The sequence below is a fragment of the Paenibacillus sp. FSL K6-1318 genome, from assembly GCF_037976905.1.
Classification (GTDB): Bacteria; Bacillota; Bacilli; order Paenibacillales; family Paenibacillaceae; genus Paenibacillus; species Paenibacillus amylolyticus_A.
Genome location: NZ_CP150270.1, coordinates 988,395 through 1,005,431, shown reverse-complemented (window position 1 = coordinate 1,005,431; position 17,037 = coordinate 988,395). Strand labels below are relative to the sequence as shown.

Sequence of the window (17,037 nt, the reverse complement as noted above, 5' to 3'; positions counted from 1 at the left end):
ATTCAGCTCGGTCACCATGGCAGAGACTCGGTAATTCTATCAATCTCCTGTTGTACCTTCTCCAATATCGAACTCAGTTCCTCTTCTTCGAATAACGGACGGGACAAGAGCGATTCCAGTTGAAGAACCGGACGTAACAGGTCCACTGCATGCAGATTGGCAGCAACGCCTCGGAGTGAATGAACGCTGCGGATCACAGCAGCAATCTGTTGCTGCTGAAGCTTAATCGTCAGTTTTTTCTGAAACGAGCCATACTCCATTCTGAATTTCGTGAGCGCATATTGCAGAATATGCGGCTTGCCGTCCATCTGCCTAATCGCCTTATCTGCATCAATTCCACTGATCTCTCGCATGCCTTTCACATCAATCCATGTTTCCAATGTATCTGTCATCTGTTGTTCATGAATCGGTTTGGTCAGTATGGCATTCATGCCAACCTCAAAGCAAGTCTCATGATCTATTTGCAGACTATTCGCAGTTAGCGCGATAATGGGCGTACGATCATATTGCCTCATCTTGCGAATATGTCGCGTTGCATCAATTCCATTCATTTCGGGCATGTACATATCCATTAGAATCAATTCCCATGTTTGTTCGCCCAATTTCTTCAAAACCTCTGTGCCACTGTCTGCCAGCGTCACCTCGAATCCCATATGTTCCAGCATCGCTCGAATAACCAGTTGATTGATTTCTTGGTCCTCAGCGATCAGAATGTGACCTTTGGATTTAAGCAAATAAGGTTCATCGCCTTCTACCCTCCGATGGTTCTCCAGTGGCCCTTCACCTTGAAGTGCAAGTAAAACTTCGAACAAGCCCAGACGTGTAATCGGTTTGATCATCATGATATCCGGGCGAAAGGATCTCTCCTCACTCCACAGGGCATTTTCACTAAAAGCATGGGTATAACCCACCATTTGAAATTGGGTTCGATTCAATCGCTTCATGAAATTGTCCCATGACGACCCGTTAATGGTGTCCTTTGCATCCATATCCATCATTATTAACAGGGAACTTGCCCCATCTGCATGAGGTACACACCAATCGCTCTCCATCATATGGTTCAAGGAAGGATACAGCGTTGGCTTCATCCCGAATGAGTAGAGCATCTGCTTCAGACTTTCGCCCATCCGTTCATCCTCTTCAATGATAACCACATCATTCACACAATATAGCAAAGGGAATGTTTGCAGAAAGGAACTCTCTTCTTCCGTATCTGCAAGTTCAAATATCAAGTCAAACGAAAACAGACTGTACTCTCCCAGCACACTATCCACGCGCAAGTTTCCTCCCAAGGAGGTCACCAGAAGATAACAGATCACCAGCCCAAGTCCAGAACCACCATATGTTCGATACGTCGAAGGTTCCGCTTGAGTAAACGGGACAAAAAGCCGTTCCAGTTGTTCAGGTGAGATTCCAATCCCCGTATCCTCTACCTCAAAACGGACCTGAACTTGCTCCGCTTCCAATGAAAGCACCTCTGCCCGCAATGTGACATATCCATGCTCCGTGAATTTAATCGCATTACTCAGCAGATTCAATAACACCTGTTCGAGTCGGAACGGATCACCAATCACCGTTAACGGCAGATCGGAATCGGTCGTAAAGATCACTTCGATGTCTTTGTGCCCGATGGCCACACCGATCTGATCTGCCACACGCTTGAATACATCCTCTGGTGAAAAAGAAACCTTCTCCAAAGTCAGCTTGCCTGCCTCAATTTTCGAAAAATCAAGAATATCATTCACGAGGGTAAGCAAGGTTTGGGAGGACGCGTTGATTTTACTTAAATAATCCAATTGCTGTGGGGACAGATCTGTCCGTTGAAGCAACAACGAAAAGCTGATGATACCGCTCAGTGGGGTACGAATCTCGTGACTCATAAAGGCAAGAAACTCACTTTTCGCCTGGCTCGCTTTGTCGGCTTTAACACGTTTATATTGATCCGAAATATCATGAATAACTGCCTTGATTTTCTCACTTGAGTTAAGCGCTTTATCCGGGTATAGGTGAACCCGAACATGCTGCTCATGACCTTCTCCAACAATAAGACTCAATTCCGTCTCCTGGGCTATATTGTGGTGTAAAGCTTTTTGGAAAATGAACAACCAGTTCTCCGACTGCTCAATGAACAGCAATTCTTCAAGCTGACGTCCGATCACTTGCTGTCTGTCGAGACCGAGAACATCCAGAAATTTCTGATTAACCGACACAATACACCTGTTGCTATCCATACCGACAAACCAGTCTGCCGACACTCGCTCAAGTGTTCGATATCGCTCTTCACTCTCTTGAATTCTTCGTTTAACTGCTCTGTGCTCCGTAATATCAAGTCCATATCCCACGACATACTTCACTACACCATCTTCTCGCAGAGGGCGAACTTTCACCAGTGAATAATAACCTTCATGCTCAATCTCGTAAAAAAAAGATTCACCTTCCCATGCTCGATTAAACTGCTTTCGCAGAAACTCTACCTTCTCCTGAGGTAAAATGTTCAACGTGCCCATTTTGTAATTGTGCTTCAGACTACTCATATCCAAGCCCAGCTGGGAGAGCATTTCTCCTTCAAGCAGAAGATATTCGAATTTCCCGTTCTGTTTATGGACTTTAAACGTAAACCCGGGCTGCATACGGAGCATTTCCAGCATTTCCTGATCCCTTTGAATGACCAATCGCCTGTATCGATGATTTTGGTTCAGATAATACAGGAATAGTACAATCGCCAAAAAGCAGATACATTGAAAAAGGAGAATCTTCCCCATCACTAGTAGAGAAGGAGAATATGTCTTTAGTACAATTAACTCATACACAGTAATCAGCAGTAACGATCCGAACAACCACTTCTGCATAAATCCCCTGACATACTTGAAGATCAGGCATATGGCTACAACAAAGAACAACTCTAACAACGCATACTGCCAGTTCTCCAACAAGGGATTACGCCCCATATTAATTCGAAAAATCCACATGAATGCAAAAGTAACGAATGCGGAGGCACTCCCACCAAAATAAGCGGCGAGCAGATACACACTGGCCCGGAAATTCAACATGGTACCATCACTTAGTACAATGGAGAAATAATATAACGCTGTACCCAACATGCTCAGTGCAATGCCAATAATCACTCGAGTCGTGATGGAAGATGTGCGCGTTGCATTTGTTTGGTTCAGATAGTGATGAATCAGGAAAACAAAGATCAAAATCAGCGTGAAATTTAATACAAGATCGCGTAGCAAATGGTCACCGTCCACAATACGAATTCAGGAATTCATGCATTCAATGAATGTTGCCAGATTCACGGTCGCAGTTCCCCAGTATACAGATCATAGTATGCCAGGCTCCCTTATTCAATTGACGATATTGACCTTTTTTTAAAAAATAACAGACCCTTTCAGCTAACATACACTTACCGCAAAACAACGATTTTTTTTATGAGATTTCATCATTAAATATACTGATATAAAAGAGAGAGTCATCCAAATGTACCGATGTAATCGTGACTTGGGCATCCCACACTTCCTGATTAGCCTTCATCAGTTTGGCTACGCCAGACCAGGTCTGGTTGCCTCTCCAGTGGGTATCCATTAACAATCGGGCAGGCTGACCTACCGTATGCTCCCGTGAGAATCCCGTTTTGGTGACATAGACGGAATTCACATCAAGGATCACACCATCCTCATCTGTAATCATAACCGCATCCGTTAGCAGTAAGAAGGCTCTGAGTTCTAGTTGCATGGTTATCCACTCCCTCTGATGAAACATGATGTGATGCCGTCCCTGTGTGATACTCTCTGATACTGCTACATGCCCGTTTAATATTTAAACTGTCTAATGAGACGCTGCAGCTCTTCAGCCATGGAAGAAAGGCCCCGAGCCGAGGCAGAAATCTGCTCCATTGCTGCAAGCTGCTCCTCGGAGGAAGCGGCCACTTCTTCGGAGGCCGCGGCGTTGCCTGAAGCAATGCCTGCCAGCTCATTGGATACAGCAGATACTTCCTGAACACCTGCTGTGATCTCTTGAGAAGTAGCTGCAATCTCTTCAATCTGAGGTGTCGTTTCCCGCATACTATCCAGAATGCGTTCAAACTTCCGAATCGCCTCTGTAGAGATGTCCATGCCCTCTCCAACCTCTGTGGTCACTTTCTCCATCATGCGAACGGAAGCGGCCATGTCTTCCTGTACTGCCGTAGTCAGCACGGTAATTTCATTGACGGACTGCCCAGATTGCTCTGCTAGGTTCCGGACCTCTGCCGCCACAACAGCGAATCCATTCCCATGCGTACCTGCACGAGCAGCTTCGATGGAGGCATTCAGCGCGAGCAGGTTGGTCTGTTTGGCTATACTTCCGATTAACTCCGTGATCGCTGAAATTTGGTGTGATCGTTCATATAAAGCCTGAATTATCTGATTCGTCTGTGCTACCGTTTCTTGAATCGAGTGCATCTGACCCACCGTCTGCTTGACGGTGTTGCCGCCTTCTTCTGCTTGTACGGTTGTATGTTTCGCCAAATCAGCAACTTGTATGGAACGTTCGGCAATTCGTGTAATTCCGATCGTAATTTCATTCATAGCCTGATGGTTATGGTCAATACCTTGGGTCTGCTTCTCCGCACCACTCGCAATTTCCTGAATGGCTCGTGCTACCTGTTCACTGGCTGCACTGGTTGATTCCGCACTCTGAGTCATTTCATCCGATGAGATGACCACCTGACTGGCGCTGTTCTCCACATTCTGTATCAGCACACGCAGATTATGCTGCATTTTGCCAAACGCATCACTCAGTTCACCAATTTCATCATGGCTTGTGGAAGTAATCGTTTGGGTTAGATCCCCTTCGCTCACCTGAATCGCCTGGTCCTTTAACTGACGGATCGGTTTAATGATAGATCGCATCACCAGCCAGATAATCAAAATACCCACGACGAGGCAGGACACAATGACGACGATCATTCGATTCAGGATGGGCGCAGCCGCATCCTCTACTTCAGAAGAGAACATGGTGCCAGCGACCTTCCATCCCGTGGATGCATTCGTAGCATAATACATGACTTTATCAGCCTGATCAAAGGTATAGTTGAAATTTCCAGATTCATTCGTATACACCTGTGTCCAAAAATCTTCTGTTGCATCTGTACCGGGTTGTACCGTCGGATGATAGATATACTTTTCGCTGGCATCCAGCAGAATTAGATAACCCTGTTCCCCTACTTTAATGCCGCTCACCAAGGTACTGATATTTGACAGATCGAGATCCAGTTGGACCACGCCCGATTGATCATTCAGTGCCTTGGCAATTGTGATGGTGATCTCATTCGTCTCGGCAGAAATATAAGGATCTGTAACAATCACCTGTTCCGGACTTCCCATCGCTTCCGTATACCACGGTCTTACTCGGGGATCGTAATCTTCAGGCATCTCCGCATCGGAGGACATCAGATACACACCCGCTTCCGTTCCCACACCTATGGTGATGATATCGGTGTTCTGCGCAGCGTACCCCTTCAATTCATTCACGACCCGAACCTCGGCATCTTCTTGACGCAATTCCTCTGCAAGTGTACTCGCATAGTATTCAATGTGATTGCGCTTGGCATTGATCGACAGATCAATGGTCGCACTGGCAAGGTTCACGTTTTCCATCGCACTATGTAGGATTTGTTTCTCCACTTCATCTTTCGCACTGCTATACGATAAAACGCCAATACTTAACGAAGGAATGGCCAAGAAAGCAATAAAGGACACCACCAGCTTCGTTTTAAAGTTCTTATGCATCTTGTTGAACCAGGTCGATTTGCTATTTTTTCGGGACAAATTTCTCTACCTCTTCCAGATTAATTTTTAGTTCTGCTTGATCTAGCTCTCATAAAGTGAAGAGCAACTAACATTCCTGAAGATATTAAAACTAGGTCCTACCTCTCGCAAAAGACATTTTTCGCACCCATTAAATTACTTAAACCTCTTGATTTATAATCCTAAAGAACTACTTTCAAACAAATTATACGAAAAAACTATTAAATAAAGTAAGCCAGCGGTATGACCAAATTGTTAAGTTTCTAAACACTTGTTAATAGCCTAGCGGATTCCATAAAAAAAAGACCCAAGCGTTATCGCTCAGATCTAAAAGGCTATTCACATTAAGCTACATATTCTCTATTCAAATGCCGGGATAGCGATATCTGCATACTTCTCTTCGAAGAAGGCTTTGACCTCTGGACCCGCCATGCGCTTAGCCAGCTTCTGAATGGCTTCGGAGTCTTTGTTGTCCTCACGAGCAACCATAGTGATAGCAAAATGGGAATCATCCTTCTCGGTTAACAGTGCATCCTTTTTCGGTGTAAGACCGAGCGGGCTGGCATATGCCGGAGTCATGGCTACCAGATCAGCATCATCCATCATACGAGCCAGCATCAACAAGTCCACTTCCTCGAACTTGAATTTCTTCGTATTCTCGGTGATGTCTGCCTGCGTGGCGTTAAAACCTACGCCCTCTTTCAGCTTAATCAGTCCGTTTTGCTCCAGCATTACAAGAGAGCGACCAATATTGGACGGATCGTTTGCAATCGCGATCGTTGCACCTTCTGGTAATTCCTCAATGGATTTATACTTTTTGGAGTAACCTCCATAGATTGCGTTATAGATAGGTTGTACTGCCACCAGATTGGCATTGTTCGCTTCATTATACTGGGTCATGTAAGGTACGTGTTGGAAGAAGTTTGCATCCACTTCCTTATTCGCGAGTGCCGTATTCGGCTGTACGTTATCTGACAGCACAACAACTTCCAGATTGACTCCATCTTCCTTCAATAGCGGTTTAACAATATCCAGTACATCTGTCATCGGCGGAATCAACGTGGCTACTTTCAGCGTAACTTCTTGTGCAGCTTGTGTATCTTCTTTTGTTCCTTCAGCCGCAGGTGTTTCTTCTTTTTTGCCACAAGCAGCTACGACCAGCATTACTGCAAGCAACATAAGCATCATTTTTGCTTTCATTTCATGTCTACCCCTCATCGTATAATCTGTATTGGTTATTCTTAATAATACACGGTCCAACCGTTCAGGATCTGCGATCCAGCCAGTGGGACAGTCTGCTACCTGTGAATTGGATCATCTGTACCAGGATAATCATAATGATGATCGTAAATACCATAATCTCCGTTTCGAAGCGCTGATAACCGTAGCGAATGGCGAAATCGCCAACCCCGCCACCTCCTACAATGCCCATCACCGTCGAGTAGGAGATGAAGCTAATCGTAGCTGTCGTGATTCCCAGTACAAGGCCAGATCGTGCCTCCACGTAAAGGAATTTCACCACCAGCTGCATCGTCGATGCCCCCATGGAAGCAGCAGCTTCAACCACTCCCCTCGGTACATCGAGCAACGCTTGTTCCACCAGTCTCGCGTAAAGGGCAATTGCAATGACCGAGAGTGGCACGGTTGCCGCCAGTGTACCGATGGACGTTCCCACGACGATCCGTGTGAATGGAATCATGAATACAACCAGCAGTAAGAACGGAAACGAACGAATGATGTTGACGACACTGCCGAGTACAAAGGACAACGTTTGATTCTGATACCGCTGTCCTCTCCGGAATAAGTACAGGAGTGTACCCAGAGGTAACCCAATCAGAACAGCTGCCGCAATGGAGATGCCCACCATGACAAAAGTCTCTCCGATCGCCTGCCATATCTCATGCTGATACTTGAGCACAGATTCAGGTAACCTCATGACTTGTCCTCCTGTTCTGCATGACGGAACAGAGACGAACCTGTCATCCCGTATTCGTCACCCGCAAGCAAGGAGGTCAGCAGATCAGGCTGTGGAGCAGGGATACTGCTCACTTCCGCTTTAGACAACGTTCGAACGAGTCTCCCATCCTTCATGACCGATATCCTGTGACATAGTCTACGAGCCACTTCCATCTCATGCGTCACTACGACAATCGTCACGCCCAGCGTTTCATTGATATGACGAAGCACATCCAGGATACCATTCGTGGTCTGTGGATCAAGCGAAGAGGTCGGTTCGTCACAGAGCAGCACATCCGGACGACTGGCAAGTGCTCGTGCAATCGCCACACGCTGCTTCTGTCCTCCGCTAAGCTGAGCAGGATATTGATCTGCCTTGTCTTCCAGTCCAACAAACCGCAGTACCTCAAGTCCACGTTCGACTCGCTGCGCACGAGATATACCCGCAAGCTCCAATGGCATGCAGACATTGCCACTCACCGTTCGGTTACTGACAAGATTGAAGTGTTGAAAGATCATGCCAATGGATCTTCGTGCCTGACGCAGACTCTGTTCATTCATCTGAGTCAGGTGCTGCCCATTCACAACAACCTCACCATCATCCGGCTTTTCCAATCCGTTAAGCATCCGCAGTAGTGTGGATTTGCCTGCTCCACTCGATCCGATGATGCCATGTATTTCTCCTTGTCCCACTTCGAGGGACACCGAGCTTAATGCTTCGAATCCCTGATCTGCACGGGAACCGCGCTCGTTATAACGTTTGCTTACACCATATAATGAGATCATGGAGAGTCCTCCCGTGAATGATCATGCATGGTTCTTAAGAACACATGAAGAAAGCCCGCACAGCCGATAACCGGAGCGCGAGCAAGCCTGTTCATTTATAATAAATCAACATCCCTTACGAGACAAGCTTTTAAGGTGAGATTGCCTCTTGAAGGCGGCTGGCTTCATATACACGAAAACGTCCGTTGGACGAACCCACATATACTTCATTTCCGATTCGGTTAATCGTTCCATTCTTCGCATCCCGGTCTCGGTGCTCCGGGCTTCCCATCACAACGTCATGTACACGACCTAGCAATGCTCCATTCCTTTTGTTCAATACGAGGAAATTCTCGTCCATGGGCAACAGCAACTGATCATCAATGACCAGATAACTTCCCTGATTCGTCGGATGCCTTAGCGTTGCAATCGTATCTTTGGCATTCCAGCGCGTCTCCCCCGTTTTATAATCCAAAGCCGCTGGATAGCCGTTCTTAATCACATACAACTGATCATCTTCCACTAAGCCTCGTTCAATCTTGCCCTTGAGCGTCCAACGTGTTTTGCCTGTCTTGGCATCGTGCAGGGTGGTTGTAAAATCTTCATATTTTCCGTAATGATCGCCGTTTTTGTTCTCACGGATCAACAGCATGCCATCGTTCAGCACCTCAAATCTCTGTCCAACCCGAGCAGGAAATTGCGCAAGTTTCTTGCCCGTGTTCAGATCAAGCAGTAGCCATTGATTATCCAGCGATATCCATCTTTCAGCATTCGTGGTTGCAAAGGGATCCAGACGCTCGATCCCATCAAAATATGGATCATTCCCAAGTTGTTCTATGGTGGATCGTCTGGCCTTCAAGCTCCATACGGTTCGGCCCGATTGCGGATCGGCTGCAACCAGTTTATTCTTTTCCCAGTACAACACATAAGGGTCATCTGCACTCTTGTTCAATAGTTCATATCCTGTAGTCAGTTTGCGCGTCCACAATGTTTTTCCGTTCGCACTGTCCAGAACCGTCAACCTGCTATTGCTTGAGCCTTCAATTATCGGACTATTCACAACCACGACGTTTTTTGCCGCAGTAATGCCATTCAGGCTCAAATTGTGCTTAGGAGTGTACGTCCATGTGACCTTTCCGTTCTTCAAGTTCAGATGACGAATACGATCCACGTATTTTTTCTTGTCAGGGTCATACTCGCTGTAGATTGTAACGTATTGGCGTCCTGCATCCAACTCTGCCTGCAATCTTCCAAAACCCCCATTAACCCCCCATAATTTCTGGCCCGAATGTCGGTCAAGAGCATATATGGAGCCTTCGTAGTAATCCCCGCTAAATCCACCGTCATCCCCTTTCATCAGGAGCACGTCATCCGTGGCTGATTGTAAAAAAGTGTAGTTAATATCCCCCTGGTTCGTCCAAAGCGGTTTCCAAGGGATTGTCGTCGGCAGCGTTGTGCCATAGATTTTTGTTGTGAACCCATATTCATCCGCCCGACTGATGTTCCCATCGGAAACCACAACATTTCGTTTATCCTGTGGTAGATTCCAGCTTGTCCTGACCACCTTGCCATTCTTGTTGAATGTGACCAGATATTGCCCATCTTCCCGCTCATATCTCCAGGTCTGCCCAATACTCATTGAATAACCCGTATAATTTAGATTGCTTGAACTCTCTTTCCAATCCGGCTCGCCTAACCACTCAGCCACTTGTTTGGAGGTGGTTGCCTTGTTCAGCTTAATATCTGTCAGATGGCGTATTACCGAAGTCGGCAGCGATGCCTCCTGATTGAACCAGCCATCAGCCACATTCATTCGTTGATCTATATCCTTTTCTTTGATCCAGAGCAGTACAGGACGATAAGTGGACGATTCCTTATTCCAGATTTGAGGGGCAAGGGAGACGCCATACCATCCATCCCACGCCGCAACAATAACCGCTTTATCTGTTAGCCTTTTCTCAAAAGACCAGGTTGAAGCACTACCCGGGGCCAAATACAGCTTACTGCCCGATTGAAGCGTGAAACTTTGGGGAGCCGTTTTCGTCATGCTTCTGCTCCCCTTTAGCGCATACCAACTTGGCAGCCAAAAGTCTCCTTGCTCGGATGATTTGAGCTGTATCCACTCACCACGAACCGATGCCAGGGTATACTTTTCGCTTTTTGTTGTATAATATTCAACTTTCATCTGGTCAGCAGCCACACTGCTGTCCCTCCTGTTTTTGAACAGAGGGATGTCGGTCATGAGCGTAACGGGTTCTCCTTGTTTGTAGGCCAACTGTGTTGATGAGGCTTGGGGACTTGCCCCCAAGGCTTGTGGCGTTGTAGCCGAAGCTTGTCCCCCAAGCACGACCATTTCGGAATCCAGCAGCATCCATCCCGTCAACAGCACAGCTGATAATCCAGTCATGGTAATCCATTTGTACCCCGTTCTCTGCCAGTCAGGCCCCGTCTTCACTTTCGTTCATCCCCATCCATTAGAAGTTATTTCCATATAGACGCTGTGATCAGGAAAAAGTTACCGTTTACCTCAATATATTTCTCTTCATTTTCCCGTATTACCTTACATCCACCATCGTAGCATGATAAGGAAAGGTAACTCCGATGTAATAAGCAGCGGTTAAGGTGAGCATATAATAAAATACAAACCACAGATCAGCGCGAGAATAGCCAATCTGAATGTAATACGTTCGGCTCGCGCCATCCGTGAATCCCTTTGCTTCCATCGCTACCGCCATTCGCTGTGCACGACGAATACTCTGTGCCAGTAACGGAATAGCATAACGCTTGAGTGTACCGTACACATTCCAGCGGGAGCCCCGTTGCCTTGATCCACGAATGCGAATCGCATAACGGAGCGTCTGGAATTCATCCAGTAAAATCGGGATCATGCGCATCGCCGCCAGAAAGCTATAGGCATATTTTGCGGGAAGCTTCCACTGCTGCATCAGAGAATAAAATAGTCTTACAGGCTTGGTTGTCAGTCCGAACAGCAAGCCAGCCGCTGCCATGCTCAGCGAGCGAAATCCTAAGTGTAGTCCGCGATAGAAGCTCTCTTCTGTAATATGAATCAGCCCCCACTTATACCACGTGGTCTCTCCCTTACCAAACATCATCATACCTGTAGACGTAGAGATAAATACCAGAATGAATGGTGATGCATACAGGAGCAATCTGTACCACGGGTGGCCTGTCCAGCACAGTAACAGCAACATAGCTACCGCGACGTTGGCCATTACATTCAGATTGTGAATAAGGATAACAAAGACAAACATCAATGTCAGTATAATCATCTTCAAGCCGGGATTGACGGCATGAAGCCAGGTTTCACGGTGAGGAAACGACAGTTGCATCAGATAACCTCCCGTCATCCACCGTCCAGATTCGGGTGCAATATCTTTTTACAATCTCACGGTCATGGGTAACCATAACGATGGCTGTTCCTTCACGCCGCAATTGCTCCAGTTGTGCCAGCATGGCAAACGTATTACGGGCATCCTGTCCAAATGTAGGTTCATCCAACAGCAAAATACGCTGCTCTCTCACCAGTGCGGAGGCAACACTCAAGCGTCGTTTCTGCCCCATCGATAATTGGTAAGGATGACGCTCGGACAGATCGATTAGCCCAAATTGCTTCAGCATATGCTCAGTCCTGTCATGTCTTTCTTTTGTAGTAAGCCTGCCCCCAAGCAAAGAGAATTCCACTTCTTCCGCGACGGTGTTGGTCACAAATTGAAATTCCGGATTCTGAAATACAAACGCAATTCGATCTGCGAGTTGCTCCGTTTTGCCAGAGGGATGACCATCCACCTCATAGTGACCTGTCGTCTTCAAAATATTCATCAGGGATAATAACAATGAACTCTTGCCTGCACCATTGGCTCCCACAACACCGATCCAGTCTCCATGCCATACCTTGGCCTGTTCCACCTGAATGGAGGATGTTTTCCCACGCCATCCGGTAAACTGCTGCAAATCCAGTGCAGGCTGATAGAGCGGCGCTACATGCGATAAGGATGATACATTAGATAGGGGGAATATCCCCATTCTTTCGGATAAACCAGACGATTGCTGTGCTTCCAAGCTCGGAAAGCTCTGATCCACACACATTTGTAGCTCTCCAGAGATACTTTCCTGTTCTTCCTTGGTTGCCTGCTCGCGCTCCTCCCACACGCCCGGATACCAGATTCCATAAGCCTTCAGCTTGTCACGTTCATCCGTGAATACCTGCTGTGCTGGCCCATCTGCCACGATCTTTCCTTCAGGTGATATCACAACGATGCGGTCGACCATATCGACAATCTCATTGATTTTATGTTCAACGATAATTAACGTTTTGTCACTGGCAATCCGTTTGACGGTATCCCACACTTGGAAAGTCCCCGCATCATCCAGCAGTGCAGTGGGTTCATCCAGAAACAACACCTCCGGGTCCATGGCAAGCATCGAAGCGATCGCAAGACGCTGCTTCATCCCCTGAGACATCGATTGAATCAATGTCCGATTTTGTTCAAAGGATAACCCCACCTGATCCAGATAATATTCAATCAGCCCCGCCATCTCTTCACGCGGAATATTCCGGTTTTCCAGCACAAATGCGATCTCCTCATCCGTATAGGACATACAGAACTGGGTATCCGGGTCTTGAAAGACCACTCCGGCCTTTGTCGGAACCTGGATATCATCACATTTCATCGGGATCTCAACTGAACGTGGTATCAGACCGCTCAATATTTGTAATAACGTCGATTTCCCGGAGCCGCTCGGTCCAAGCAACAACACTTTCTCCCCTTGACGCACAGAGAGAGACAAGCCTTGGAATACCAAGGCCTTCTCTCCCGGGAACTTGCATCTTAGATTCGTCACACTTACCGCTTGCGAATTCCCTTCCCCGTTCATCTAATCCAGAGCCTCATAATCTTGTTTGGATACCGGTCTGAGCGAACGCGTTACACCTGTCAGTTCCAATGCTTTGGCGAGATAATAAGCGAACACTCCGGCAATCAGGATACTTCCAATAAAGCGGAACCCAATAAATAACGTATAGTTCCACACCGAGAGTGAATCAATATACCCGTACTGGTAATCCAGCAAGAGCGAAGCCGCGGCGGCTCCTATGGCTGCAAGACACGTGACAAACAGATTGGTTTTACGATACAGAAATGCGGCGAAGAATATCTCGGCTCCCAGTCCTTGCAACAGACCATACACCAGTGTGGACATGCCCCATTCACTGCCTAGAAAAGCACTCACCGTTGAAGCCGCAACCTCAGCAAGAATCGCCACACCTGGTTTACGAATGATAACAAAAGCAAACGTGCCCGCCATAAACCACATGCCGTAGATCATCTGCTCCGCATGAACGCCGAATGGTTTCATCAGGTCATACGTAGGTCCCCATATCTTGTAGATCACCCCAAACACCACTGCGATCACGATGGTTACCAGAATATCCGTTAGTTTCAATCGTTTGTTGCCTGCTGTTGCTCCCATGTTCTCTACTTCCTTCCTCTGCTCCCTGTGGGGGTTATAAAAGTAAACAAAAAAAGCCTCCCCGGTTCCGGGCAGGCCTTACGCACAGGATACAATCCTCACAACGATGTATTGGATGGATGTCGAAAAGACGGATTATCAATCATTCCCTCTCCGTTGCAGCAGACCAACCACCGCAGCTGAAAGAAGTCATGTTGTTTTCCTCATTAATTTGCACATTTCACCCTTACACATTGTAAATCCATGTTCTCTACGCTGGCATTACCCAGATCAGATGTACGGTCAGCGGCACAAGGCCACTCTCTCAGCCCAACTTCATTGAGCTCCCGGTTCACTTATTTCATTGCTTCTAATGTACATCAGATGGGTATTTGTGGCAATCCTTTAATATTGCGTGTTTCCGGACTGGCTCGTTTTCCCTGAAGCAAAGCCCTTGAACAGCGTTGGCACTTTGGAATAACGTGTATTTGTGATTTTACCTACAGTAGAGCTGCTATCTGTCCGCAGGATGGAATCCTTCACATTGGAAATGTCCGAGTTGGACACATTCATCGTGACCGTATAGGACGTTCCGCCATTTTGACGCACCAGCTTGCCGATATCATCCGCTCTGAAATTTTTAATATTAATCGTACCAGATGCATTCATCTGGAACACTTTGTCATAGGCCTTGTACGCTGCACCACCCGTGATATTTACAGTCCCTGCGGATTTCAGCGTGAGCGCATCCTCACCGACATCCTTCCAGGTTACATTCTCAATATTGCAGTTGCCATAACAGTGCACGCCATCCGCAGCTGGTGCTTCAATCACAACATTTTTTAACGTAGCTCCTGCTTCTAATCGGAAAATAGGCTTCTGGTTCTCGGCCTGGCTGCCATCTCCTAATGTTTTGGGATCTGCAGCAACACTTTTGCCTTTCCCATCATACGTCGTTCCTTTAGGAACAATAATCGTTGTCTTCACGATCTCGGGAGCTGCAGACACCGGAATTGCACCAAATGCAGAAGCAAGCAGACCAACCGACAACAATACCGTCAACATCTTTTTCATGAATAAACATCCTCCCTTATTTGGATTGAATGGGTTCAAGCAGAGACTTGTCTTCATATAAACTAAGAGAGAAATCTCTGTTTTCAGAACCTACCCTGATCCTACCAAATAAAGGAATGTTACGAGAATAATCATTAGGTCACGTAATCATTTTCCAGCATAGAACCTGATGTTTCAGCATGTTTTGCGGTATCGTGTCTACTTGTGATGTACTGATATCAACTTCGGATATGCTCTATTTACAACCTCAATAACACAACAAAGACCACATCATCTGTTACAGACAACGTGATCTTATAGAGAGTTAAGTATACTCACTAATATATTCTAGGCTCCAAACCGCTGACGATACCCGCACTTTCGACACAACTCTTCCACAGCTTCGCGCTTGGAGAAACCATATACCAGATTGTTCGCTCGCTCACCCTCAATAATCTCCGAGAATGACTTCTCGTGCACGTTACCGAGATTAATGACACCCTCGCCATCGAGACAGCATGGAACCACCGTTCCGTCTACAAGTACAGCTGCCTGACCGCGAAGCGCATGGCAAAAGCCTTTGCCGTCATCTTCGGGTGCATCCAGACTTGGCCACTGGAACTCATGGTCCTGATTCAGGTATACATTCGGGGCAATTTTGACCCCGCTGCCTGGAACTACTTTTTCCTCAATACGGAAGTCCAGATTGAATTCACGTTCCAGTACTTCAAGAGTCTCCCGATTTCGATTCATCTGAGCATTCGTGAAGTTATCCTGCGTCAGATTCCACAGCCGGAATGAAATGATGACATTGTGCTTAACGGCCTCGTGTACAAAAGACAGAATATTGCTCAGGTACCCGTCACGGTCAGTTGAACCTTCATGCCCATCGAAGCTGTGCAGGGAGAAATTCATCTGCCGCAGCGCCGGTTTGCCAAGCAATTTATGCTGAGTCTTGGGCAGCAGTGTACCATTCGTGGTAATGTTCACCTTGAGTCCCTTCGCATGTGCGGAATCGAGCAGCAGATCTATTTTGGGATGCAACAAGGGTTCACCTTTGACATGTAGATAAATATGGTTGGTATGTGGTTTAACTTGATCCAGTATATTGTTGAAGACTTCAGGGTCGATGAATCCTTTGGCACGCTGTGTCTGCGGACAAAAACTGCACGCCAGATTGCAGATACTCGTGATCTCAATATATACTTTTTTGAACGTTTTCAACTCGGGTCCCCATTCTGCTTCGGAGGGAGAACAATCCCACCTGCATTTGTGATCCGGCCAATATGCGCCACCACTATTATATCGGGTTAGGGAGCCCAGGTAAATTGTTGAACTGTTTACGGGTTTAAAGATTTATGCCATTATCCTTTGACCCCGCCAACCGTGAGTCCTGAGATAAAAAAGCGCTGGAAGAACAGGAACAGAATCAGAATCGGTACAATGGCAAGCACGGCTCCAGCGATTAGTTCTTCGTAATGATTGCCCAGTGGCGATACGAAAGACGCGAGTCCGATCGGCAAAGTAAATTGTTCCGTTGTCCGAAGCACCACGAGTGGCCAGAGAAAGTTATTCCAACTGTTCATCGCAGCATATCCGCCATACAAAGTAAACGTCACCACATAGATTGTGATTGGTTTGAGCTTGGAACCTCTCCATGTTCTATTCAATATCTCATTTTACAAATAATTACAGGTCGATGAAATCATCATTTCCAACTGAAATTTGTATGATTACAACCTCACTCCCCGGATGTGCCTCCACGCTCATCTCAAGAAATCCATCATGCTGCCTCTTTACAGTTCATGTTCAAGTGATATATGCTGAACACACAACTGTATATCTTGAACTTTTGCACTAGGGGAGCCCTGCGGCTGAGACGAATATGACTATTCGGACCCTTTGAACCTGATCTGGATCATACCAGCGGAGGGAAGTGGAGCGGCCTTTTAGTAAGCGGAATTTTTTCATGTATGTGAAGATAAATTGCGGATTTAACTTACAG

12 protein-coding genes, 1 pseudogene and 2 riboswitches are annotated in these 17,037 nt (G+C 46.7%); all 13 genes and pseudogenes read right to left on the bottom strand.

Annotated features, from left to right (window positions below):
• Positions 1-11: 11 nt before the first annotated feature.
• Complete coding sequence (locus NYE45_RS04430) at positions 12-3,236, bottom strand: response regulator (RefSeq protein WP_340015767.1); 3,225 nt, start codon at positions 3,234-3,236, stop codon at positions 12-14.
• Between the two features lie 193 nt (positions 3,237-3,429).
• Positions 3,430-3,735, bottom strand: a complete 306-nt coding sequence (locus NYE45_RS04425) for a PAS domain-containing protein (RefSeq protein ID WP_062837529.1) — start codon at positions 3,733-3,735, stop codon at positions 3,430-3,432.
• A 77-nt stretch (positions 3,736-3,812) separates the two neighbouring features.
• The gene (locus NYE45_RS04420; protein WP_340017301.1) at positions 3,813-5,771 is read right to left on the bottom strand and encodes a methyl-accepting chemotaxis protein; all 1,959 of its coding nucleotides are present in this window, start codon (positions 5,769-5,771) and stop codon (positions 3,813-3,815) included.
• Positions 5,772-6,149: 378 nt separating this feature from the next.
• Positions 6,150-7,007 (bottom strand): MetQ/NlpA family ABC transporter substrate-binding protein, encoded by an 858-nt coding sequence (locus tag NYE45_RS04415; protein WP_340015766.1) that lies wholly within the window; start codon positions 7,005-7,007, stop codon positions 6,150-6,152.
• A 46-nt stretch (positions 7,008-7,053) separates the two neighbouring features.
• A complete protein-coding gene (locus NYE45_RS04410; protein WP_340015765.1) occupies positions 7,054-7,725 on the bottom strand; it encodes a methionine ABC transporter permease in 672 nt (223 codons plus the stop codon).
• Entirely contained in the window at positions 7,722-8,531 is an 810-nt protein-coding gene (locus NYE45_RS04405) for an ATP-binding cassette domain-containing protein (protein WP_340015764.1), read from the bottom strand. Before NYE45_RS04405 ends, NYE45_RS04410 begins: the two co-directional genes overlap by 4 nt.
• Positions 8,532-8,661: 130 nt before the next feature.
• The gene (locus tag NYE45_RS04400) at positions 8,662-10,917 is read right to left on the bottom strand and encodes a PQQ-binding-like beta-propeller repeat protein (RefSeq protein WP_340015763.1); all 2,256 of its coding nucleotides are present in this window, start codon (positions 10,915-10,917) and stop codon (positions 8,662-8,664) included.
• Between the two features lie 148 nt (positions 10,918-11,065).
• The gene (locus NYE45_RS04395; protein WP_340015762.1) at positions 11,066-11,860 is read right to left on the bottom strand and encodes an energy-coupling factor transporter transmembrane component T; all 795 of its coding nucleotides are present in this window, start codon (positions 11,858-11,860) and stop codon (positions 11,066-11,068) included.
• A complete protein-coding gene (locus NYE45_RS04390) occupies positions 11,835-13,406 on the bottom strand; it encodes an ABC transporter ATP-binding protein (RefSeq protein ID WP_340015761.1) in 1,572 nt (523 codons plus the stop codon). The genes NYE45_RS04395 and NYE45_RS04390 overlap by 26 nt, the downstream gene beginning before the upstream one ends.
• Complete coding sequence (locus NYE45_RS04385) at positions 13,407-14,000, bottom strand: ECF transporter S component (RefSeq protein WP_340015760.1); 594 nt, start codon at positions 13,998-14,000, stop codon at positions 13,407-13,409.
• 231 nt (positions 14,001-14,231) lie between these two features.
• A riboswitch (TPP riboswitch) is annotated at positions 14,232-14,340 on the bottom strand.
• A 44-nt stretch (positions 14,341-14,384) separates the two neighbouring features.
• Entirely contained in the window at positions 14,385-15,053 is a 669-nt protein-coding gene (locus tag NYE45_RS04380; protein ID WP_340015759.1) for a pectate lyase, read from the bottom strand.
• 327 nt (positions 15,054-15,380) lie between these two features.
• A complete protein-coding gene (locus tag NYE45_RS04375) occupies positions 15,381-16,256 on the bottom strand; it encodes a radical SAM/SPASM domain-containing protein (protein WP_264935381.1) in 876 nt (291 codons plus the stop codon).
• 140 nt (positions 16,257-16,396) lie between these two features.
• Positions 16,397-16,615: pseudogene (locus tag NYE45_RS04370) on the bottom strand (arabinose transporter permease); the annotation flags it as partial.
• A 266-nt stretch (positions 16,616-16,881) separates the two neighbouring features.
• Positions 16,882-16,984: riboswitch (TPP riboswitch) on the top strand.
• Positions 16,985-17,037 lie beyond the last annotated feature (53 nt).

Coding starts and splice junctions, on each gene's coding strand:
- NYE45_RS04395 (WP_340015762.1), bottom strand. CDS start 11,860: ATGCAACTGTCGTTTCCTCACCGTGAAACCTGGCTTCATGCCGTCAAT.
- NYE45_RS04420 (WP_340017301.1), bottom strand. CDS start 5,771: ATGCATAAGAACTTTAAAACGAAGCTGGTGGTGTCCTTTATTGCTTTC.
- NYE45_RS04385 (WP_340015760.1), bottom strand. CDS start 14,000: ATGGGAGCAACAGCAGGCAACAAACGATTGAAACTAACGGATATTCTG.
- NYE45_RS04410 (WP_340015765.1), bottom strand. CDS start 7,725: ATGAGGTTACCTGAATCTGTGCTCAAGTATCAGCATGAGATATGGCAG.
- NYE45_RS04425 (WP_062837529.1), bottom strand. CDS start 3,735: ATGCAACTAGAACTCAGAGCCTTCTTACTGCTAACGGATGCGGTTATG.
- NYE45_RS04380 (WP_340015759.1), bottom strand. CDS start 15,053: ATGAAAAAGATGTTGACGGTATTGTTGTCGGTTGGTCTGCTTGCTTCT.
- NYE45_RS04400 (WP_340015763.1), bottom strand. CDS start 10,917: ATGACTGGATTATCAGCTGTGCTGTTGACGGGATGGATGCTGCTGGAT.
- NYE45_RS04390 (WP_340015761.1), bottom strand. CDS start 13,406: ATGAACGGGGAAGGGAATTCGCAAGCGGTAAGTGTGACGAATCTAAGA.
- NYE45_RS04405 (WP_340015764.1), bottom strand. CDS start 8,531: ATGATCTCATTATATGGTGTAAGCAAACGTTATAACGAGCGCGGTTCC.
- NYE45_RS04415 (WP_340015766.1), bottom strand. CDS start 7,007: ATGAGGGGTAGACATGAAATGAAAGCAAAAATGATGCTTATGTTGCTT.